Source organism: Salmonella sp. JXY0409-18 (assembly GCF_020268625.1).
GTDB lineage: Bacteria > Pseudomonadota > Gammaproteobacteria > Enterobacterales > Enterobacteriaceae > Salmonella > Salmonella enterica.
Map to the genome: position 1 here is coordinate 3,782,479 of NZ_CP084216.1, position 21,022 is coordinate 3,803,500.

Below are 21,022 nucleotides of genomic sequence, written 5' to 3' on the forward strand. Positions count from 1 at the left end.
AATTAATCTTGATTACCACAACCACATCACGAAGGTATTTAGTCGTTATAGTACATCCAGTCCCAGCACATCCCGCATGTCAAATAGCCCATTTTTCTTCGTTTTTAGCCATAATGCCGATCGCAACGCGCCATTTGCAAACGTCATGCGACTGGAAGCTTTATGCGTAATCTCTACGCGCTCGCCAATATCGGCAAACATCGCGGTATGTTCGCCGACGATGTCGCCCGCCCGAACGGTTGCAAAGCCAATCGTTCCCGGTACGCGCTCGCCGGTATAACCTTCACGCGAGTAGACCGCGCAGTCCTTCAGATCTTTATCCAGCGCCCCGGCGATTGCCTCGCCCATTGCCAGCGCCGTACCCGACGGTGCATCCACTTTATGGCGGTGGTGCGCTTCAATAATTTCAATATCGGTGTAGTCGCCCATTACCTTCGCGGCTTTCTCCAGCAGCTTGAGCATGACGTTAACGCCGACGCTAAAGTTTGCGGCGAAAACGATCGCAATCTCTTGCGACGCCTCGCGAATGGCCTGTTTACCGGCGTCGTCAAAGCCGGTAGTACCAATCACCATCCCTTTACCATGTTTACGGCAGAATGCCAGATGCGCCAGTGTGCCTTCAGGACGGGTAAAATCGACCAGAACATCGAAATCATCTTTGACCGACGCCAGATCGCTTTGAATGATGACGCCCGTTTTCCCCACGCCTGCCAGTTCGCCCGCATCGCTACCCAGCAATGAAGAGCCTTCGCGCTCCAGCGCGGCACCCAGCTGAACACCTTCCATCGCCATGGCGGCCTGGATTAACTGCCGTCCCATGCGGCCACCGGCGCCGACAATCGCAACGCGGATCTGTGCTTCATGCATAGCTATTCTCTTTTGTAAAAATTGCGTAAACCGTTTTCAGAGTAACCAGCGCGCCCGGAGGCCGCCATCTAAAATCGCCGATAATTAGAAATTAATGATAAACAGGGAGCGATATCAGTAAAAGACATGATTCATCCCGCAGGATGAATCATTGCTGGAGAGAATGAAAGAAGAGAAACTTACTCAGGATAGAGGGAACCGGCAGGAAAATGACTTAAAAACCAGGTCACTGCCAGTAAATCCGCGCTACCGCCAGGGCTTAAGTTACGCAGGATGAGTTCATCATCGAGGGACTGCATCGCTTCAATGCCCCCCTCAACCAATACGCCCCCTTGCCACAACAATTTTTGTGCCTGCTGCTGCACGTAGTAAAGCCCTTCCAGGCCTCCCCGTGACACCAGATTGGTATCATCATTCCACGCCATCAGATGCAACAATGTTTGCAGCAGGGCAAGATGGGTATCGTCATGCTCCTGCACGACCCGGTTAAACACCGGCAAAGCCTGCGTTCTGACGGTTCGAAAACCGCTTTCCGCTTCTCCCCGCGCGCCCGACAGGCCATAGCACTGGAAATGGGTTTCACTCTTTGTCAGTTTTCCCGCTTTTTTTGCTGAGAGCTCGTGGGCAACAATATTCCGACTCAGGCGGGCAACCTGGTCGCAGATACGATTTTGCTCCAACGGTTCTCCCCGCGCGAGAAGTCGGCCAATCGCTGCGCTCAGCAGGCCAAAAGCGAAAATCGCCCCGCGATGGGTATTCACACCATTGGTCGCCTGTAGCATATCGTTCTCACAGGCCATCCCCAGCGGACGCAGCATCACCAGGACATTTTCTGCCGCCAGCGCCGCCGTGTTGTTGCCCATGATAAAAAACTTTTCCATCCACGGAGCAATGGCGGTAGTGCTACGTTCAAATGCCGCCAGATCCATATCCCTATGCGCTCCCGAATTACGAATATCGACCAGACCGGGTTTTGGTGTCAGCCTGGCTTCCGTCAGCAGCGCTCTTGCAACCAACCCATTAAGTTCGCCAGCCGCCAGCGATGAGTACGCTGGCGTACGCCGTTCAGTCACAACGCTCACGTTCATAGCATTCAATCCTTCGTGCAATTTCATCCAACAAAAGGTCAAGGGTGTGATGCTTGCCCCGGGCACAGAGATGAGCATCCTGCTGGCATATCAAACATGGCCGGGCAGGATGCCCGAGTTCACGGCGTGATAGCGACTTACCGTCGCTATCAATAATGTCGATGTCCCAAAGCCGCCCTAACGGATGGCTCATCTCTAGTGTCGACATGTGCTGTTTCAACGCCATTGCCGGCGCACAGACCGCTGCCATCCATTCCGGGCCGCTGCGTTCATTCACCTGCATTTCCCAGACGTTGACCCACTCCTTCTGTTCGCAAAGCGCCAGTATTTCGGCAATTGCATAATCGGCGACACGCCGCCAGACCGCTGAGTTTTTAACGGCGCCCGGTGCAACCAGCGTGAGGGAAATCAACGGTAGCCGATAGCAGTTCAACGCCTGACGCTGCCTGGCGGCACGTTTATCGCGCGCTTGTAGCATCTCCTCCAGCGTAACTGCCTGGCCCTGGTACAGCAGGTCTGTGCCCTTCATCAGCCTTTAACCTGGCGAATCACGTCAATCACTGAACCGTCGCGATAACGCACCACAGCCACCACCCGATCGGTAAACTCAATCGGCTGCGGTTTACCGGTCAGTTGCTCAGCGCGCTGTTGCAGTTGTTCGATGGTCATCAGCGCCACGCCCGCAGCACGCAGGTTATCAAGCAGATCCTGACGCGCAGGGTTCACCGCAATACCATGGTCGGTAACCAGCACATCAACACTTGCCCCAGGCGTGACGGTAGTCAGCACTTTTTCCACCACGCATGGGATTCGGCCACGGACCAGCGGTGCGGTAATAATGGTGAGATCGGCCCCTGCTGCCGTATCGCTATGGCCGCCCGATGCGCCACGCAGTACGCCGTTTGAACCGGTCATCACGTTAACGTTGAAATTCACGTCAATTTCCAGTGCGCTCAGCATCACCACATTCAGGCGTTCGCATGCCGCGCCTTTAGAGGCGGGGTTCGCGTATTGATTGGTTGAGATTTCAATATGATGTGGATTCTGCGCCAGCGAACGGGCTGCATCGCCATCGAATGATTGCGTATCCAGCAGCGCTTTGATCAACCCTTTCTCATGCAGATCCACCATGGTGCCGGTGATCCCGCCCAGGCCAAAACTCGCCGTAATGTTGTGGCGACGCATTTTGTCTTCCAGGAAACGGGTGACCGCCAGAGATGCGCCACCGGTGCCGGTTTGCAGCGAGAAACCGTCACAAAAATAGCCTGAGTGTTCGATTACATTGGCCGCCTGTCGGGCGATCAACAGTTCACGCGGGTTGCTGGACAGACGAATCGCGCCCGCAGTGATTTTTTCCGGATCCCCTACCTCATCCACCTGCACGATCAAATCAACCTGATCCTGCGCGATACTGGCCGGATAATTGGGGAACTCGACCCACTCTTCAGTCAGGAGCACCACACATTTAGCGTACTGCGCATCAACCTGCGCATACCCCAAAGAGCCGCAGCGTGACTTGCCGCTAAAGCCGTTCGCATTACCAAATTCGTCGCAGCACGGCACGCCGAGGAAAGCGACATCAATATTCAGCTCACCGCTCTGAATCAGTTTTACGCGGCCGCCGTGAGAGTGGATCTGTACCGGGTTTTCCATCAGGCCAGCGGAGATCTCTTCCCCTAACTTGCCGCGCAGCCCGGAGGTGTAAATCTGCCGCACCACGCCATTTTTAATGTGTTCGATAAGCGGCCAGTGGGCATCAATTAATGAGCTGGAGGCAAGCGTCAGATCGCGGAATCCCATTTCCGCCAGCTTCGCCATCACCATATTGACGACTTTGTCGCCACCACGAAACGCATGGTGGAAGGATATCGTCATGCCATTTTTAAGCCCGGAACGACGGATAGCCTCTTCAAGCGAGTCACAAATTTTACGCCGACGCTTTTCCGTTTCGCTGGCAAGCCACGGGCTGTTCGCTGTTACCCCCTGGTAGGGCTGTAATCCTTCCGGTACGACATATTGCTGGTTGAGCATGGTTACAGTCTCTTTCATGGTTCCTTCCTTAATCACGAATACCGGAAGCCGACAGCGCCACCACTTTGCGCGCGTGGTCGATAATCGGGCCGTCAATCATTTTGCCGTTGAGTGAAACGACGCCCAGACCGCGAGACTCAGCCTCTTCAGCGGCGGCAATCACCTCATACGCATGCTCAACTTCTTTACGTGTCGGAGAATAAGCCTGATGTAACAGCTCAATCTGACGTGGATTCACTAAGGACTTACCGTTAAAACCAAGTCCTTTCGCCAACTGCACTTCCTTCAGGAAGCCTTCTTCATTATTGATATCCGACCAAACAACATCATAGGCGGCAATACCCGCAACACGCGCCGCGTGCAGCACTGCGCAGCGGGCGTAGAACAGCTCGGTGCCATCGCCCCGGCTGGTGCCCATATCCATCACGTAATCAAATGCCGCCAGCGCAATTGCCACCATGCGCGGGCTGGAGGTGGCGATGTCGACGGCATTGACCACGCCTTTCGCTGATTCGATCGCCGCCATCAGCCTGGTACTGCCGACCTCGCGTCCGCATTCACGTTCGATCCGTTCGACCTGCGCTTCCAGCTCCAGCACATCGTTTTTGCTGTCGGTTTTCGGCAGACGCACAATATCCGCGCCACCACGCACGACGGCCTCAAGATCGGCCAGACCAAACGGCGTGTTCAGTGGATTAATGCGCACCACTTTTTCAACATCCTGATAGAACGGATGTTGAAGCGCGTGATGGACTAAAAGACGGGCGGTATCTTTCTCACGTAACGCTACGGCGTCTTCTAAGTCGAACATCACCGCGTCCGCACCATAGACAAACGAGGTGCTCAACATGGCCGCATTTGCGCCGGGGATAAACAACATACTGCGACGTGGTCTCATAACGCACTCCATTGAATTTCCGTTTGTTCTGCAGCGCGCAGCGCCGCCGCCTGCACTCGGGCGCGTAAAATACACTCCAGTGCGCCTTTGTCATCGACGCTAACCAGCGCGCGTTCAACGCCCAGCTTCGCCAGCGTTTCGCGCACGACTTGCTCAATCGCCGCGCCAAACTGCTGCTTCACCAGACTCTCTAGCTCCAGCCGAATTCCTGGCTCGCTGGATGGACCAATCCTGATCATCACATCGCTGGATTCCAGCGTGCCTGCCAGGGCATCTTTAATGATTTTCATTAGTTATGTTCCTTGTTAACGGTGTTACGTCATATGGTTTCAGTGTGTCTGGCGGCATGCCGCTGCAGATATGCCAGGGTACCAGCAGGCACCAGCGCGCTTATCGCCGGCCAATTACGTTCGCTATACAGTTTTCTGACGCGAGAGGCGGAAATAGCCGTGCCGTTTTTCTCCACCCGCGCCAGCTCGACGACCTCAATAACCGGGCCGCTGCGCTTCGGATCGTGTAAAATGTCGTGCATTCGCTGGTTATAGGCACAGGTCAGAGGACAAAACGGTTCACTGCCGACAAAACGATGGGTAATCCCCAGAGCTGGAGCCAGATGTTCACGGAAGAGTTGCAGATCGATCTGGCAATGGCAGTCGTCCACAACCCCTTTTTCTTTGAGGAAATAGCCGGGAAACGTCGCACGCGAGATCATATAAGCGGAGCCGGAATGCAACGTGACGTTGTCAATGCCCGCGATTCCTTGTTCGATCAGCGCCCAACGGTCGGTATAGGAAAAAAATGAAGCATCTTCTTTGACCACAAACAGATGCAGCCAGTCACAGGCCGCAGCCGCTTGCTCCACCAGATAACGGTGGCCCAATGTAAACGGATTGGCGTTCATGACGATGGCGCCGATCGTTTTTCCCGGTTGACGATAAAGCGCCAGTTGGCGACAAAAGCGCGCTAACCGTTCACTGCTGTTCTCCATTAACACCGCCAGCTGACCTGCCTGCGCAATGGGCCAAAACCCCGCGCCAGAAAACAGCAACCGATTTTGCGGCTTAGTGAACAGGAAAAGCTCGCTGCGGTTTAACTCGTAGGCCAATGTAAGCAACTCAGTCAGCAGTTTGAGGCTGAGCCCTTCCCCTTGTAAAACTGGGGAAACAGCGATGCATTTCAGTACGTTCCCGACCAGCGAGCCGCATCCAACTATCTCACCCTGCCAATATGCGCATACCGCGATTTCACAATCGTCTTCCAGGGCGAGTCCCTCGCCCTCCAGAAACATGGCGACCGACTCGCGACGCAATACATCCTTTTGCAAATAAATGCGTTTAAATATCAGATTCACTCTATTCAGCATCCGTCAGCAAATAACGCCGCATATTTCGCCAGTGTTTATATTATTCGTCTGGAATAGACATCACACTTTCCCCGCTGCCTTTATGACCTTTATAGTTTTTATTTCCTTAATTAATCAGAGTTAATAAAAACAATTAAATTAATTAAAAACACAACCATTCAGTGAAGATAGTCACATCTCACGGTTCATTGAATTTATTAGTATGCGCAGGTCTTGTTACCCATCAATACACAGGAAAATGTTTATGACCAACATGACCCAGGCTTCGGCTACGGAGAGAAAGGGGGCTAGCGATTTACTCAGATTCAAAATCTTTGGTATGCCGCTACCGCTTTATGCTTTTGCATTAATTACTTTATTACTTTCTCATTTTTATAATGCTATACCTACTGACTTAGTCGGTGGTTTTGCCCTTATGTTTGTGATGGGGGCCATTTTTGGTGAAATCGGCAAACGTTTACCGATCTTCAATAAATATATTGGCGGCGCACCGGTTATGATATTTCTGGTTGCAGCTTATTTTGTCTATGCTGGCATATTTACGCAGAAAGAAATTGATGCGATCAGCAACGTAATGGATAAAAGCAACTTCCTTAACCTGTTTATCGCGGTGTTGATCACAGGCGCTATCCTGTCGGTAAACCGTAAGCTGCTATTAAAATCACTGCTGGGCTATATCCCAACCATCCTCGCCGGGATCGTCGGCGCGTCCCTTTTCGGTATCGTCATTGGTCTGTGCTTCGGTATCCCGATCGACCGTATCATGATGCTGTACGTTCTGCCGATTATGGGCGGTGGTAACGGCGCAGGCGCCGTGCCTTTGTCTGAAATTTATCACTCGGTTACCGGACGTTCTCGCGAAGAGTACTACTCAACGGCTATTGCTATTCTGACCATTGCGAATATCTTCGCCATTATTTTCGCCGCCCTCCTCGATATGATTGGCAAAAAATACACCTGGCTTAGCGGTGAAGGCGAGTTGGTTCGTAAGGCTTCCTTCAAAACCGAAGATGATGAAAAGGCCGGTCAGATTACCCATCGTGAAACGGCGGTTGGCATGGTGCTATCCACCACCTGCTTCCTGCTGGCCTATGTTGTTGCCAAGAAAATTCTGCCAAGCATCGGCGGCGTCTCTATTCACTACTTCGCCTGGATGGTTCTGATTGTTGCTGCGCTGAACGCATCAGGTCTTTGCTCACCGGAGATTAAAGCCGGGGCAAAACGTCTTTCTGACTTCTTCTCCAAACAACTGCTGTGGGTGTTGATGGTAGGTGTGGGTGTTTGCTACACCGATCTGCAAGAGATCATCGACGCCCTGACGTTCGCCAACGTCGTTATCGCCGCGATCATTGTGGTCGGCGCTGTCGTTGGCGCAGCTATCGGGGGCTGGTTGATTGGCTTCTACCCGATTGAATCATCCATTACTGCGGGTCTTTGTATGGCCAACCGCGGCGGCTCCGGCGATCTGGAAGTGCTCTCCGCCTGTAACCGTATGAACCTCATTTCATATGCACAAATTTCCTCTCGTCTGGGCGGCGGTATTGTGCTGGTTATCGCTAGCATCGTGTTCAGCATGATGGTGTAAAAAAACGCACGGCGGTGTCTTTGCCGCAAACGACCTGGAGAAAAGTAGAGGCCAAAGCCAGAGGTGGCCAAGGGAAATCCACTCTACTCCTTAGCCGGATTCACCAGGAAGGTTGTCGTCAAGGCCACCGTCGTGCCTCTCATTATGGAAAATGATTCATGAATGAAGCTGTACTACTGGGTGAAGGTTTCACCCTGATGTTTTTAGGGATGGGGTTCGTACTGAGCTTTCTGTTCCTGCTCATCTTTGCTATTCGCGGCATGTCTGCCGTGATTACTCGCTTCTTCCCGGAACCCGTCGCCGCGCCCGCACCGCGCGCCGTTCCCGTCGTGGACGACTTCACCCGCTTAAAGCCGGTGATTGCCGCCGCCATTCACCATCACCGCCTTAACGCTTAATTCCCGGAGGGATCCATGACTATTGCCATTACCGATGTCGTCCTGCGCGACGCCCACCAGTCCCTGTTCGCCACCCGTCTGCGTCTTGATGATATGCTGCCCATTGCCGCCGCGCTCGATGACGTGGGCTACGGCTCCCTCGAATGCTGGGGCGGCGCCACCTTTGACGCCTGCATTCGCTTTCTCGGCGAAGACCCGTGGCTGCGCCTGCGCGAACTCAAAAAAGCCATGCCCAAAACCCCGCTGCAGATGCTGCTGCGTGGCCAGAACCTGCTCGGCTACCGCCACTACGCCGATGACGTGGTGGAGCGTTTTGTCGAACGCGCGGTGAAAAACGGCATGGACGTGTTCCGCGTGTTTGATGCCATGAACGACCCGCGCAATATGAAAGCCGCCCTGCAGGCGGTGCGCAGCCACGGCGCACACGCCCAGGGCACGCTCTCTTACACCACCAGCCCGGCGCACACCCTGCAGACCTGGCTGGATTTAACGGAGCAACTGCTGGAAACCGGCGTTGACTCGATTGCCATCAAGGATATGTCCGGCATCCTGACGCCGATGGTCGCCTTTGAGCTGGTCAGTGAAATCAAAAAACGTTTTGAGGTGCGCCTGCACCTGCACTGTCACGCCACCACCGGGATGGCGGAGATGGCGCTGCTGAAGGCCATCGAGGCGGGCGTTGACGGCGTCGACACGGCGATTTCCTCCATGAGCGCCACCTACGGCCACCCGGCCACCGAGGCGCTGGTGGCGACGTTGGCAGGTACTGAGCACGACACCGGGCTGGATATCCTGAAACTGGAAAACATCGCCGCGTACTTCCGCGAGGTGCGCAAGAAATACCACGCCTTTGAAGGCCAGCTGAAGGGCTACGACAGCCGCATTCTGGTGGCGCAGGTGCCGGGCGGAATGCTGACCAACCTCGAAAGCCAGCTGAAGCAGCAGAACGCGGCGGACAAACTCGACCAGGTGCTGGCGGAAATCCCCCGCGTGCGCGAGGACCTCGGTTTTATCCCGCTGGTGACCCCCACCTCGCAGATTGTCGGCACCCAGGCGGTGCTCAACGTCCTGACCGGCGAACGCTACAAAACCATTGCCAAAGAAACGGCGGGCATTCTGAAAGGCGAATACGGCCACACCCCGGTGCCGGTTAACGCCGCGTTACAGGCCCGCGTGCTGGAAGGGGCAGCCCCGGTGACCTGCCGTCCGGCGGATTTACTCAAACCGGAACTGGCTGAACTGGAAGCGGACGTCAGGCGCCAGGCGCAGGAGAAGGGCATCCAGCTTGCGGGAAACGCCATCGACGACGTGCTCACCGTGGCGCTGTTCCCGCAAATCGGCCTCAAATTCCTTGAGAACCGCCACAACCCGGCGGCGTTTGAGCCACTGCCGCAGGCGGAAGCCGCGCAGCCGGTGGCAAAAGCAGAGAAGCCTGCCGCCTCCGGTATCTACACCGTGGAAGTGGAAGGCAAAGCCTTTGTGGTGAAGGTCAGCGACGGCGGCGATATCAGCCAGCTCACTGCTGCCACCCCGTCTTCCGCACCGGTTCAGGCAGCCGCCCCGGCAGGCGCAGGCACCCCGGTCACCGCCCCGCTGGCGGGCAACATCTGGAAGGTGATTGCCACCGAGGGCCAGACGGTGGCCGAAGGCGATGTGCTGCTGATTCTGGAGGCCATGAAGATGGAAACCGAAATCCGCGCCGCGCAGGCCGGGACGGTACGCGGTATTGCGGTGAAGTCCGGGGACGCGGTTTCCGTCGGCGACACCCTGATGACGCTGGCGTAACGGAGAACTGAAATGGAAAGTCTGAACGCCCTGCTTCAGGGCATGGGGCTGATGCACCTTGGCGCGGGCCAGGCCATCATGCTGCTGGTCAGCCTGCTGTTGCTGTGGCTGGCGATAGCGAAAAAGTTCGAACCGTTACTGCTGCTGCCGATTGGCTTCGGCGGCCTGCTCTCCAACATCCCGGAAGCGGGCATGGCGCTGACCGCGCTGGAGAGCCTGCTGGCGCATCACGACGCCGGGCAGCTGGCGGTGATTGCCGCGAAGCTTAACTGCGCGCCGGACGTGCACGCCATTAAAGAGGCATTAGCGCTGGCGCTGCCGTCAGTGCAGAGTCAGATGGAAAATCTGGCGGTGGACATGGGCTACACGCCGGGGGTACTGGCGCTGTTCTATAAAGTGGCGATTGGCTCCGGCGTCGCGCCGCTGGTCATCTTTATGGGCGTGGGGGCGATGACCGACTTCGGCCCGCTGCTGGCCAACCCGCGCACCCTGCTGCTCGGCGCGGCGGCGCAGTTCGGTATCTTCGCTACGGTGCTGGGGGCGCTGACGCTGAACTACTTCGGCCTGATTTCCTTCACCCTGCCGCAGGCTGCGGCCATCGGCATTATCGGCGGCGCGGACGGCCCGACGGCGATTTATCTGTCGGGCAAGCTGGCGCCGGAGCTGCTGGGGGCCATCGCGGTGGCGGCGTATTCGTATATGGCGCTGGTGCCGTTAATCCAGCCGCCGATTATGAAGGCGCTGACCACGGAGACTGAGCGCAAAATCCGCATGGTGCAGCTGCGCACCGTCAGCAAGCGGGAAAAAATCCTCTTCCCGGTGGTGCTGCTCATGCTGGTGGCCCTGCTGCTGCCGGACGCCGCGCCGCTGCTGGGGATGTTCTGCTTTGGCAACCTGATGCGCGAAAGCGGCGTGGTGGAGCGTCTGAGCGACACGGTACAGAACGGGCTGATTAATATCGTGACCATCTTCCTCGGGCTGTCGGTGGGCGCGAAGCTGGTGGCGGACAAGTTCCTGCAGCCGCAGACGCTGGGCATTCTGCTGCTGGGTGTGATTGCGTTCGGGATTGGGACGGCGGCCGGGGTGCTGATGGCGAAGCTGCTGAACCTGTGCAGTAAGAACAAAATCAACCCGCTTATCGGTTCGGCGGGGGTGTCGGCGGTGCCGATGGCGGCACGCGTATCGAACAAGGTGGGGCTGGAATCGGACCCGCAGAACTTCCTGCTGATGCACGCGATGGGCCCGAACGTGGCGGGGGTGATTGGCTCGGCGATAGCTGCCGGGGTGATGCTGAAATACGTGCTGGCGATGTAATAGTGGATGGGATACGCATGTCGTATCCCATTTTCATCCAAATTTTTTCTGAAAGAAAAGTAAGTATGAACTGGTTCAGGTTCCGGTGATGCCGAATGCAAGAAAATACCGTAATTAAATATCTAAATACCAATATGTTTATACGGGAAATTACACACTGGTTTGCCAGACGCTCGTTTCAAAACCGGATATTTCTACTGATCCTGTTTACATCCACCATCGTGATGCTGGCAATCACCTGGTATCTGACCGATATCACGAAAGAGCGCCTGCATTATCAGGTGGGCCAACGTGCGCTTATTCAGGCAATGCAAATATCCGCTATGCCAGAATTAGTTGAAGCCGTAGAGGCGCATGATTTGCCACGCATCAAAGCGCTGATTGACCCAATGCGCTCGTTTTCGGACGCGACTTACATTACCGTTGGCAACGAAAAAGGTCAGCGACTGTATCACGTCAACCCGAATGAGATCGGCAAATATATGGAGGGCGGCGATAGCGACGACGCACTGTATAACGCTAAAAGCTACGTATCGGTGCGCAAAGGTTCATTAGGCTCTTCCTTACGTGGTAAATCCCCGATTCAGGACAGTACCGGTAAAGTCATCGGTATTGTTTCCGTCGGCTATACTCTGGAACAGTTGGAGAGCTGGCTTAACTTACAAATCAGCTCGTTGCTGTTCCCGATGGCGTTACTGCTGCTGGTACTGTTGTACTGCGCCCGCCGCTTCTCGCTGCATATTAAAAAGCAGATGCTTAACATGGAGCCGCAGCAGCTTTCACAACTATTAATTCAGCAAAGCGTGTTGTTTGAGTCGGTATTTGAAGGGTTGATCGCCATTGACTCCCATCACCGTATTACCGCCATTAACCAAACGGCTCGCCGCTTACTGAATCTGAGCCAACCGGAGTCTGAACTCATTGGCTATGCAATCCACCATATCGTGTTGCCGGAGGCTTTTTTTTACGATGCGCCGCAAAAAAACAAAAAAGATGAGATCGTCACCTTTAACCAAATGAAAGTCATCGCCAGTCGCATGGCGGTCATTATTGACAACCAGCCTCAGGGCTGGGTTATTAGCTTTCGCAACAAAGACGATATCAATACACTCAGCCTGCAGTTAAGTCAGGTGCGGCAATACGCCGATAACCTGCGCGCCGTGCAGCATGAGCATCGCAACCTTATTTCCACCATTGCCGGACTGCTGTTCCTGAAGCGCTACGATAATGCGCTGGCGCTGATTCAGCAGCAATCGGAAAGCCACCAGAAAGTACTCGATTTTATTTCCCATAATTTCCGCGACCACCACCTTGCGGGGCTATTAATCGGTAAATATTATCGGGCAAAAGAGCTGGGGCTGGAGCTGATTTTCGATCCTTCAAGCTTTGTTGAACACCTGCCGTCATCGCTCTCGCATAATGAATGGATTTCGATTGTTGGCAATTTATTGGACAACGCCTATAACGCCACCCTGCTCAATCGCGAAGGCTCGCGACAGATTGAGTGCCTGATCAACAGCGAAGGTAATGAAGTCATTATTGAAGTTGCCGATCAGGGATGTGGTATTGACGAAAATATCCGCCAGCATATTTTCGAGCGTGGAGTGACCACCCACAACAACGGCGATCACGGAATTGGATTATGGTTGGTGCACAGCTACGTCAAGCAGGCCAATGGTGACATTATCGTCGATAACAATAATCCTTTTGGCACCATTTTTACCCTCTATATCCCTTTTACCAGAGAAGAATAACATGGATAGCATTACGACACTCATCGTTGAAGACGAACCGATGCTAGCGGAAATCCTGGTGGACACCATCAAGCTTTTTCCCCAGTTTTCAATCGTCGGCATCGCAGACAAACTGGAAAGTGCAAAGAAGCAAATACGCCTCTATCAACCACAGTTAATTCTATTAGATAATTTTTTACCCGATGGCAAAGGGATCGATTTAATTCGTCATACCATCAGCACCAACTACACGGGGCGAATTATTTTCATTACCGCCGACAATCATATGGATACCATCAGCGATGCCTTACGCATGGGCGTATTCGATTATCTGATTAAGCCGGTACATTATCAGCGCCTGCAGCATACCCTGGAGCGGTTCACCCGTTACCGCAGTTCGTTACGTTCCAGTGAGCAGGCAAACCAGACGCACGTTGATGCCTTATTTAATATCCAGGCCAAAGAACAAACCGCAGAACCGAATAGCGGACTGCGGGGAATTGATGAAAACACCTTCAACCGGGTACGACAAATATTCGCCGACCCGCAGGCAGTACATACAGCAGACACTCTGGCGCAAATTCTGGGCAGCAGTAAAACCACTGCCCGACGCTATCTGGAACAAGGCGTGAAAAATAACTTTCTCGAAGCGGAGATCAGCTACGGGAAAGTGGGCAGGCCGGAGAGACTCTATCGCGGCAAAGTATGAGATTATGGCGCCAACATGTAATTACGGCGCACAGGCAAACACCTCAGCCACCCACTGACGAAAACCGTCCACATCCAGCGCCAGCGCCACCTGCGCGTTGGCGGGCTGCCCCAGACGCCCTTCAATATCCACCACCGTGGTACCTGCGGTATATTGCCCCTGCGTTTCTACGGCCACAAAACAGGATTGCAGGGTAAAAAGCTCCGGACGCACCAGCCAGGCGATAGCGCAGAGATCGTGCATCCGCAGACCGCTTTGCATACTGCCGCTGCGGTAATGGCTGAACAATGCATGCAGCATGCCGCCGGTTTTATTAAGCGCAGGAAGCGTAGCCAGATACTCCGGCGTCAACACGGCCTGATTGGTGACGTCCAGCCCACACATCACAATCTCAATGCCGCTACGAAATACGTGGGCGGCGGCTTCCGGATCGACAGCAATGTTAAATTCAGCATTAGGCGTAAAATTGCCGCGCCCTGCGGAACCGCCCATAATCACCAGCCGGTGAATGTTGAAGCGGCACTCCGGATAGTGCATCAGTAGCAACGCAATATTGGTCAATGGCCCTATCGCCACCAATGTCATGGGCTCCGGGGCGTTCATCAGCACATCCCGGATAGCGATAAACGCTGGCTTCGCCAACGGTTGGCGCTGATGGTCGACAAAATCATAGCCTTCCATGCCGGATTCGCCGTGGACGTATGCCGCATCGCGTAACGGACGCAGCAGCGGCGTCGCGGCCCCCTGGGCAAGTGGCACATCGGCGTCCCAGAAATGCAGGAGCTGTAAGCCGTTACGGGTGGTTTTTTCGACCGAAACGTTGCCGGCAACGGTGGTCATCAGTTGCAGATCCAGCTCGGGGGCAAACAGCGCAGCGGCAATCGCGGCGGCGTCATCAATGCCTGGATCGGTATCAAGAATAATGTGTAGGGATGCTGCCATTAACGCTCTCCTGACCTATTGTTTTATATCTTCGTACTCAGCGCGACTGATACAGGTATCAGGCACATCGTCATCCGTCACCAGACGCGGACTTAGCTTATTACCTTCGACAAACGGAACTAATGGGCAAAAACGCCCTGGCGATGCTTTGTTTTCCTGCCACTGAATCTCAAGCGATTCGGGCTCAGCGCCGGGTTTTTCTGCCTGAATCACGGTACGAACATTACCGGTTAGCCAAAAAGGTTGACACGTCTCATCAAGGCTAAAAGGCGGCGTCAAATGACCATTTTTACGTACTAGCGGATAAATAATACGCCCATCAGCGTAGGAAGGTATCATGTAGCAGTTATACATTTTGCCTTTACTGATCACAGGCTGAAAATAGCTTTCACCGCGATCGATCAGTTCAATCGTTTTTCCTTTCCAGCGATACACATTGACGCCATGACTGCAGCAACCACCGCGCCAATAGCTAACAATCTGTTTATGTTCAGCATCGATCTCTGGTGAAGTGATTTCCTGATAAGACGCTGGCGCATCAACATAACGCTGTTTGGCGGGGTCATAGAGCCATGTTTGTTCTGGAGCATTCGGCCCTGCAAGTAGCTCTGTTACAATCGACAGATCCGGGTAGCCATCAAAATTGACATCCCCCCATTGAGGCATAAACGGGCTACAAGTGCCCACCGAGGCGGTATCTAAGGTCTGTATGAGTTTACCATCACGGTATAATTTTATCGCCGAAATGGCCGGCGTATTGCCGCAATCAATCTCTTTGGAAGGGTCGTAACCCCCTGCATCATTCGTGTTCGTGACCAGCACAATATCAGGGGAGTTTTTAGGTTTGAGGTAGATAAGGGCAACAGGAAAATGTCGTTTTTTATCTGCGGACGTCCATTCGCCTTTAATCTCACTGCTGGAGATTTCCGCATTCCAGTAACCTGAAAGCGCCTTTACGCGTTCTTCAAGATGCACCTCTTTATCCTGGAGTGAGCCGCGTAGAACAATCGCTGCCTTGTGCTGATTGCAGGGTTCATAGCAGTAATACCCATAAAGCGTGTTACCAAATCGCGTGATATTAACGTTTACCGGTTTCCCCGCGATAGTTCCGGTATAGTTTCGCTCCCAGGCGGGTAGCTCCAGCACCGTGGCGCTTGTCGCGCCCATCCAAAATCCGATGGCGAGTAACGTTGCCAATCCATATTTTATTTTGCCCATTTCCCTTATCCCTGTAGGCATTACAACCCAAAAACCAGCAACGATTGTGCTGGTTTTTCAGATGAATAGCAAAAAGGTGGGGCATTAGCAAAGGATGACGACTACGCCTTATTCTTCCTGTCGCACATTGAATATCAAAAGAAATTCTTAAGATCTGGTCAACGTAGCGTCATCAGGCAGATTTCTGAATTGTGAAATCTTATTCGACCTCACGAACATCCACACGCAGCTCTTTCGGCACTTCGAAAACAATATTTTCTTCGCGCCCCTCAAGCGTGACAGCTTCGCCGCCGCCAAACTCGCGCAGACGCGCAATAACATTCTGCACCAGAATATCCGGCGCGGAAGCGCCAGCGGTGACGCCGACGCAGGCGGCGTCTTTCACCCACGCCTCCTGGATATCCGTCGCATCGTCGATAAGAAACGCGGTTCTTCCCATCCGTTGGGCCAGTTCCGCCAGCCGGTTAGAGTTAGAAGAGTTTTTCGAGCCGACCACCAGCACCACGTCAGCCTGCTCCGCCAGCGCCCGCACCGCTTCCTGACGATTAGTAGTGGCATAGCAAATATCGTCTTTGCGCGGGCCGACGATTTTCGGAAAGCGTTTACGCAGCGCATCAATCACATCGGACGTATCGTCCACGGAAAGCGTGGTTTGCGTCATGAAGGAGAGCTTGCCTTCATTTTTGACATTCAGCGTCCAGACGTCCTCTGGCGACTCAACCAGGTACATCCCCCCTTCCGGGTTGCTGTACTGGCCCATGGTGCCTTCCACTTCCGGGTGCCCGGCGTGGCCGATGAGAATAGACTCTTCACCGCGACGGCTGGCGCGCGCCACTTCCATATGGACTTTCGTCACCAGCGGGCAGGTGGCGTCAAAAACGGTAAGATCGCGGCTTTTCGCCTCGTTACGCACCGCCTGGGAAACCCCATGAGCGGAGAAGATCAGAATGGCGCCATCCGGCACTTCGCTAATTTGTTCTATAAAGATCGCCCCGCGCTTGCGCAGGCTGTCCACTACATAGCGGTTATGCACGACTTCGTGCCGAACGTAAATTGGCGCGCCGTAAATGGCGAGCGCATTTTCAACAATGCTGATAGCGCGGTCTACCCCGGCGCAAAAACCGCGTGGGTTGGCCAACAGGATCTGCATGTTTATGCCTCCAGCGCCGGATCGATTTCCAGCACTTCAATATCAAAGTGAACGGTATGCCCGGCCAGCGGATGGTTAAAATCAACGGTAATCGAGTCGCCGTTGATTTCGCGAATCACGCCAGGCATTTCGCTGCCATCCATTGCGGTAAAAAGCATAATCGCCCCGACTTCCGGTTCGCCCGCCGCCATAAACTCACGGCGCGAGAAATACTGGATCAAGTCCGGACTGGGGACGCCAAACGCGGCGTCAGGCTCCAGCGAAAACGCTTTCTTTTCCCCTTCTTTCAACCCCAGAAGCTGCTGCTCCAGACCTTCGGAAAGCGAGGTATCGCCAAGACGGAACAGGGCTGGCTTGCCGTTATTGCGGGTAGATTCCGCCGTTGAGCCATCATCCAGTTTCAGGGTGAAGTGAACGAGGATCGCGCTGTTGCTCTGTACGGATTTAGACATGCAAATTGCTCACGTGTTTTGCCCGGAGGCACAAAGAACGATAAAACCGTAGGCCGGATAAGGCGTTTTCACCGCCATCCGGCACCACGTTTGCCTGATGGCGCTGCGCTTATCAGGCCTACAAAACCGGATAAGCGCCACCCGGTATTTACGCTTATGCCTGTTCTTTCGCTGTCGGCTTCGGCAAAAAGCCTTCCAGTACTATCAGCGCAGCACCGATACAGATCGCGCTATCGGCAAGGTTGAACGTCGCGAAATGCCAGTCGCCGACGTAAAAATCGATCATATCGACAACAAAGCCGTGCCACAGACGATCGAACAAATTCCCCAGCGCGCCGCCGATGATTAACGCATAAGCGATGTTATTCAGCTTCTGCGTCGCTTTCGAGCGATACATCATCACCAAAAGAATTACGCAGATCCCTATCGCAATCCCGGCAAAGAACCAGCGCTGCCAGCCGCCGCTATCCGCCAGGAAGCTAAAAGCCGCGCCGTAGTTACGCGCATAATGCAGATTAAGCGACGGGAACAGCCCTACCGTATCCCCCAGAGCGAAATTCTGGAGGATCAGGTATTTGCTGCCCAAATCGATAATCAGCACGACTACTACCAGCCATAGCCAGCGTAGTCCTGTTGAACAGAGTGGTTTACTCATCAGGCAAATTTACGTTGTTCGCCATTACCGGCGATGTTGCTGACACAGCGTCCGCAGATATCTGCATGTTCCGCCACCTTGCCGACATCAGTAGTGTAGTGCCAGCAGCGCGGACACTTATCACCCTCGGCACGCGTTACCACTGCCTGAACTGTCGTATTACCAGCATTGTACTGAATATTTTCATCATCAATACCCCCCGCTTGCTCAGAAATCACGAACTGGGAAGTAATGAAGATAAATCTGACCTCTTCACCCAACAGTTTCAGCTTCTTGATCGTACCGTTAGCATCGTCAGCATATTTCAGCGTCACTTTTGCTTCCAGGTTCGATTTGATGCCATTGGCTTTCTGATTTTCCAGCTCTTTGTTGACCTGGTCCTTGATATAGCGGACATCGTCCCAGAATGCGTCATTAAATTCTTCATTCTCTTCCAGGCCAAACAACCCGTCGTACCATTCGCCGGTGAAGACATATTTTTCACGCTCGCCCGGCAGGTAGCCCCAGATTTCATCAGCCGTGAAGGACATGATCGGCGCCATCCAGCGAACCAGAGCTTCTGCGATATGATACAGCGCAGTCTGGCAGCTACGACGCGCGACGCTATCGGCCTTCGCGGTGTACTGGCGGTCTTTGATGATGTCGAGGTAGAACGAGCCCATTTCAACGGAGCAGAAGCGCATCAGGCGCTGTACCACTTCATGGAAGTCGTAAGCTTCGTATGCCTTCAGAATCTCTTGCTGCGCCGTTTTCGCGCAGCCCACCGCCCACCTGTCCAGCACCACCATCTCTTCCGGTTTGACCATATCGGTGGCCGGATTGAAGCCATTGAGGTTCGCCAGCAGGAAGCGCGCGGTATTACGGATACGACGATAGCTGTCGGCGGCGCGTTTGAGGATCTCGTCAGAGACCGCCATTTCGCCGGTATAGTCAGTAGACGCCACCCACAGACGCAGGATATCCGCGCCCAGTTTATTCATCACATCCTGCGGCGACACGGTGTTACCGATGGACTTGGACATTTTGCGCCCCTGACCATCGACGGTGAAGCCGTGAGTCAGTACCTGGCGGTATGGCGCTTTGCCTTTCATCGCCACGCTAATCATCAGGGAGGACATAAACCAGCCGCGATGCTGGTCAGAGCCTTCCAGATACATATCGGCAGCGTGACCGGCGAATTCCGGACGTGCGTCAACCACGGAGTAACTGGTGGAACCGGAATCAAACCAAACGTCCAACGTATCCGGAACTTTCTCGTATTGATCAGCATCTTCGCCGAGGATCTCTTTCGGGTCGAGATCCCACCATGCCTGGATACCGTCAACTTCGACGCGTTTCGCCACCTCTTCCATCGCCGCCAGAGTACGCTCAATCGGCAGCAGCTCCTGCGTTTCTTTATGCACGAACAGCGACATCGGTACGCCCCAGGTACGCTGACGTGAGATACACCAGTCAGGACGGTTAGCGACCATTGATTCAATACGCGCCTGACCCCAGTCCGGGATCCACTGAACGCCTTTGATCTCTTTCAGGGACTGTTGACGAAGCCCTTCTTTATCCATGCTGACGAACCACTGCGGGGTCGCGCGGAAAATGATCGGCGTTTTGTGACGCCAACAGCACGGATAGCTGTGCTGCATTTTTTCGACATGCAGTAGCGCGCCTTTTTCTTTCAGCAGTTCAATAACGATATCGTTCGCTTTGAAGACGTTAACACCGTCAAGCGTTGGATATGTGCCTGGCAGGTAAGCGCCGTCCGGCCCAACCGGGTTAGCCGTTTCCAGGCCATACTTTTGACCGATCACGTAGTCATCCGGGCCGTGACCAGGGGCGGTATGTACCGCGCCGGTACCGGCGTCCAGGGTGACGTGATCGCCGAGGATCGCCGGCACGTCAAAGCCCATAAACGGATGGGTAAAGCGCAGCAGTTCCAGCTCCGCGCCTTTAACTGTGCCGAGAATGGTGTATTCAGCCGCGCCAATACGCTGCATGACGCTTTCAACCAGATCTTTCGCCAGAATCACCGCCTGGCCGTCAATCTGCACCAGCGCATAATCAAAGTCCGGCGCCAGGGAGATGGCGCGGTTAGCCGGTAGTGTCCACGGCGTGGTGGTCCAGATAACCAACGAGATCGGGCCGCTCACGCCCGGCAAACCAAACTTCGCTTTCACCGCATCCTGATCGACGGCGCGGAACGCCACGTCGATAGACGGCGACGTTTTGTCGTAATATTCAACTTCCGCTTCCGCCAGCGCGGAACGGCAGTCAACGCACCAGTGCACCGGCTTAGCGCCTTTGTGCAGATGACCGTTTTTGATAATTCTGCCCAGCGCGCGGATGATGTTGGCTTCGGTTTTGAAGTCCATGGTCAGGTACGGATGCGACCAGTCGCCCAACACGCCCAGACGAATGAAGTCCTTACGCTGGCCGTCAACCTGAGTGGCGGCATATTCGCGGCACTTGGCGCGGAATTCAGCGGCAGTAAATTTCTCGCCCGGCTTACCGAACTCCTGCTCGACTTTCAGCTCGATAGGCAGACCGTGACAGTCCCAGCCCGGCACGTAAGGCGAGTCAAATCCCGACAGTCCTTTGGACTTCACGATAATGTCTTTCAGAATCTTGTTAACTGAGTGACCAATATGAATGCTGCCATTCGCATATGGAGGGCCATCATGCAGAATGAAGGTTTTTTTGCCTTTTTTGGCCGCACGAATGATGCCGTACAGATCATCATCGGTCCAACGCGCCAGCATTCCCGGTTCACGCTTGGCGAGGTCGCCGCGCATCGGGAACCCTGTTTCCGGCAAATTCAGGGTCGATTTATAGTCACTCAT

At 54.3% G+C, this 21,022-nt stretch carries 19 protein-coding genes; 6 read left to right on the forward strand and 13 right to left on the reverse strand.

The window, feature by feature from the left end:
• Positions 1-45: 45 nt before the first annotated feature.
• The 7 genes from dapB to citC all read right to left on the reverse strand — a co-directional run bounded on the left by dapB (position 46) and on the right by citC (position 6,247).
• A complete protein-coding gene (gene dapB, locus LDB27_RS18425; RefSeq protein ID WP_000544045.1) occupies positions 46-867 on the reverse strand; it encodes a 4-hydroxy-tetrahydrodipicolinate reductase in 822 nt (273 codons plus the stop codon).
• A gap of 179 nt (positions 868-1,046) precedes the next feature.
• On the reverse strand, positions 1,047-1,955 hold the full coding sequence (gene citG, locus LDB27_RS18430) for a triphosphoribosyl-dephospho-CoA synthase CitG (protein WP_001103238.1): 909 nt from the start codon (positions 1,953-1,955) through the stop codon (positions 1,047-1,049).
• Complete coding sequence (citX, locus tag LDB27_RS18435; protein ID WP_000679050.1) at positions 1,933-2,484, reverse strand: citrate lyase holo-[acyl-carrier protein] synthase; 552 nt, start codon at positions 2,482-2,484, stop codon at positions 1,933-1,935. Before citX ends, citG begins: the two co-directional genes overlap by 23 nt.
• On the reverse strand, positions 2,484-4,004 hold the full coding sequence (gene citF, locus LDB27_RS18440) for a citrate lyase subunit alpha (RefSeq protein ID WP_000665573.1): 1,521 nt from the start codon (positions 4,002-4,004) through the stop codon (positions 2,484-2,486). The genes citX and citF overlap by 1 nt, the downstream gene beginning before the upstream one ends.
• 10 nt (positions 4,005-4,014) lie before the next feature.
• The gene (gene citE / locus LDB27_RS18445; RefSeq protein ID WP_001247811.1) at positions 4,015-4,884 is read right to left on the reverse strand and encodes a citrate (pro-3S)-lyase subunit beta; all 870 of its coding nucleotides are present in this window, start codon (positions 4,882-4,884) and stop codon (positions 4,015-4,017) included.
• On the reverse strand, positions 4,881-5,174 hold the full coding sequence (gene citD / locus LDB27_RS18450) for a citrate lyase acyl carrier protein (protein WP_000691461.1): 294 nt from the start codon (positions 5,172-5,174) through the stop codon (positions 4,881-4,883). The genes citE and citD overlap by 4 nt, the downstream gene beginning before the upstream one ends.
• A 29-nt stretch (positions 5,175-5,203) precedes the next feature.
• Complete coding sequence (gene citC, locus LDB27_RS18455) at positions 5,204-6,247, reverse strand: [citrate (pro-3S)-lyase] ligase (protein WP_000934791.1); 1,044 nt, start codon at positions 6,245-6,247, stop codon at positions 5,204-5,206.
• A gap of 244 nt (positions 6,248-6,491) precedes the next feature.
• Between citC and citS the strand changes: the two genes are divergently transcribed.
• From citS to LDB27_RS18485, 6 genes are all read left to right on the forward strand, one after another.
• On the forward strand, positions 6,492-7,832 hold the full coding sequence (gene citS, locus LDB27_RS18460) for a citrate/sodium symporter CitS (RefSeq protein ID WP_000183606.1): 1,341 nt from the start codon (positions 6,492-6,494) through the stop codon (positions 7,830-7,832).
• A gap of 158 nt (positions 7,833-7,990) precedes the next feature.
• Positions 7,991-8,230 (forward strand): oxaloacetate decarboxylase subunit gamma, encoded by a 240-nt coding sequence (locus tag LDB27_RS18465; protein ID WP_001001155.1) that lies wholly within the window; start codon positions 7,991-7,993, stop codon positions 8,228-8,230.
• Between the two features lie 15 nt (positions 8,231-8,245).
• Positions 8,246-10,015 (forward strand): sodium-extruding oxaloacetate decarboxylase subunit alpha, encoded by a 1,770-nt coding sequence (gene oadA, locus LDB27_RS18470; RefSeq protein WP_023214727.1) that lies wholly within the window; start codon positions 8,246-8,248, stop codon positions 10,013-10,015.
• A 12-nt stretch (positions 10,016-10,027) separates the two neighbouring features.
• Entirely contained in the window at positions 10,028-11,329 is a 1,302-nt protein-coding gene (locus LDB27_RS18475; protein ID WP_000444883.1) for an oxalacetate decarboxylase subunit beta, read from the forward strand.
• A 134-nt stretch (positions 11,330-11,463) separates the two neighbouring features.
• Positions 11,464-13,083, forward strand: coding sequence for a sensor histidine kinase (locus LDB27_RS18480; RefSeq protein ID WP_023215404.1), 1,620 nt, complete (start codon positions 11,464-11,466; stop codon positions 13,081-13,083).
• A 1-nt stretch (position 13,084) separates the two neighbouring features.
• Positions 13,085-13,771 carry a response regulator gene (locus tag LDB27_RS18485; protein ID WP_000377415.1) on the forward strand — a complete coding sequence of 229 codons (687 nt, stop codon included), beginning with the start codon at positions 13,085-13,087 and terminating at the stop codon, positions 13,769-13,771.
• A 21-nt stretch (positions 13,772-13,792) separates the two neighbouring features.
• On the opposite strand, the gene rihC is transcribed toward LDB27_RS18485, so the two are convergent.
• From rihC to ileS, 6 genes are all read right to left on the reverse strand, one after another.
• Positions 13,793-14,713 carry a ribonucleoside hydrolase RihC gene (rihC, locus tag LDB27_RS18490; protein WP_000741408.1) on the reverse strand — a complete coding sequence of 307 codons (921 nt, stop codon included), beginning with the start codon at positions 14,711-14,713 and terminating at the stop codon, positions 13,793-13,795.
• A gap of 15 nt (positions 14,714-14,728) precedes the next feature.
• A complete protein-coding gene (locus LDB27_RS18495; protein WP_023214725.1) occupies positions 14,729-15,931 on the reverse strand; it encodes an XAC2610-related protein in 1,203 nt (400 codons plus the stop codon).
• Positions 15,932-16,130: 199 nt separating this feature from the next.
• Complete coding sequence (ispH, locus tag LDB27_RS18500) at positions 16,131-17,081, reverse strand: 4-hydroxy-3-methylbut-2-enyl diphosphate reductase (protein ID WP_001166423.1); 951 nt, start codon at positions 17,079-17,081, stop codon at positions 16,131-16,133.
• A gap of 2 nt (positions 17,082-17,083) precedes the next feature.
• Positions 17,084-17,533: an FKBP-type peptidyl-prolyl cis-trans isomerase gene (gene fkpB / locus LDB27_RS18505; RefSeq protein WP_000047269.1), complete on the reverse strand. Its 450-nt coding sequence runs from the start codon at positions 17,531-17,533 to the stop codon at positions 17,084-17,086.
• A 154-nt stretch (positions 17,534-17,687) separates the two neighbouring features.
• On the reverse strand, positions 17,688-18,188 hold the full coding sequence (gene lspA / locus LDB27_RS18510; RefSeq protein ID WP_000042736.1) for a signal peptidase II: 501 nt from the start codon (positions 18,186-18,188) through the stop codon (positions 17,688-17,690).
• Entirely contained in the window at positions 18,188-21,022 is a 2,835-nt protein-coding gene (ileS, locus tag LDB27_RS18515) for an isoleucine--tRNA ligase (RefSeq protein WP_001563101.1), read from the reverse strand. The genes lspA and ileS overlap by 1 nt, the downstream gene beginning before the upstream one ends.

Bases quoted from the DNA above. Each gene is read 5' to 3' on its own strand.
- citS (WP_000183606.1), top strand. From the start codon at position 6,492: ATGACCAACATGACCCAGGCTTCGGCTACGGAGAGAAAGGGGGCTAGC.
- lspA (WP_000042736.1), bottom strand. From the start codon at position 18,188: ATGAGTAAACCACTCTGTTCAACAGGACTACGCTGGCTATGGCTGGTA.
- LDB27_RS18480 (WP_023215404.1), top strand. From the start codon at position 11,464: ATGTTTATACGGGAAATTACACACTGGTTTGCCAGACGCTCGTTTCAA.
- LDB27_RS18465 (WP_001001155.1), top strand. From the start codon at position 7,991: ATGAATGAAGCTGTACTACTGGGTGAAGGTTTCACCCTGATGTTTTTA.
- LDB27_RS18485 (WP_000377415.1), top strand. From the start codon at position 13,085: ATGGATAGCATTACGACACTCATCGTTGAAGACGAACCGATGCTAGCG.
- ispH (WP_001166423.1), bottom strand. From the start codon at position 17,081: ATGCAGATCCTGTTGGCCAACCCACGCGGTTTTTGCGCCGGGGTAGAC.
- citG (WP_001103238.1), bottom strand. From the start codon at position 1,955: ATGAACGTGAGCGTTGTGACTGAACGGCGTACGCCAGCGTACTCATCG.
- citF (WP_000665573.1), bottom strand. From the start codon at position 4,004: ATGAAAGAGACTGTAACCATGCTCAACCAGCAATATGTCGTACCGGAA.
- ileS (WP_001563101.1), bottom strand. From the start codon at position 21,022: ATGAGTGACTATAAATCGACCCTGAATTTGCCGGAAACAGGGTTCCCG.
- oadA (WP_023214727.1), top strand. From the start codon at position 8,246: ATGACTATTGCCATTACCGATGTCGTCCTGCGCGACGCCCACCAGTCC.
- LDB27_RS18495 (WP_023214725.1), bottom strand. From the start codon at position 15,931: ATGGGCAAAATAAAATATGGATTGGCAACGTTACTCGCCATCGGATTT.
- citD (WP_000691461.1), bottom strand. From the start codon at position 5,174: ATGAAAATCATTAAAGATGCCCTGGCAGGCACGCTGGAATCCAGCGAT.
- dapB (WP_000544045.1), bottom strand. From the start codon at position 867: ATGCATGAAGCACAGATCCGCGTTGCGATTGTCGGCGCCGGTGGCCGC.
- rihC (WP_000741408.1), bottom strand. From the start codon at position 14,713: ATGGCAGCATCCCTACACATTATTCTTGATACCGATCCAGGCATTGAT.
- citX (WP_000679050.1), bottom strand. From the start codon at position 2,484: ATGAAGGGCACAGACCTGCTGTACCAGGGCCAGGCAGTTACGCTGGAG.
- citE (WP_001247811.1), bottom strand. From the start codon at position 4,884: ATGAGACCACGTCGCAGTATGTTGTTTATCCCCGGCGCAAATGCGGCC.
- LDB27_RS18475 (WP_000444883.1), top strand. From the start codon at position 10,028: ATGGAAAGTCTGAACGCCCTGCTTCAGGGCATGGGGCTGATGCACCTT.
- citC (WP_000934791.1), bottom strand. From the start codon at position 6,247: ATGCTGAATAGAGTGAATCTGATATTTAAACGCATTTATTTGCAAAAG.
- fkpB (WP_000047269.1), bottom strand. From the start codon at position 17,533: ATGTCTAAATCCGTACAGAGCAACAGCGCGATCCTCGTTCACTTCACC.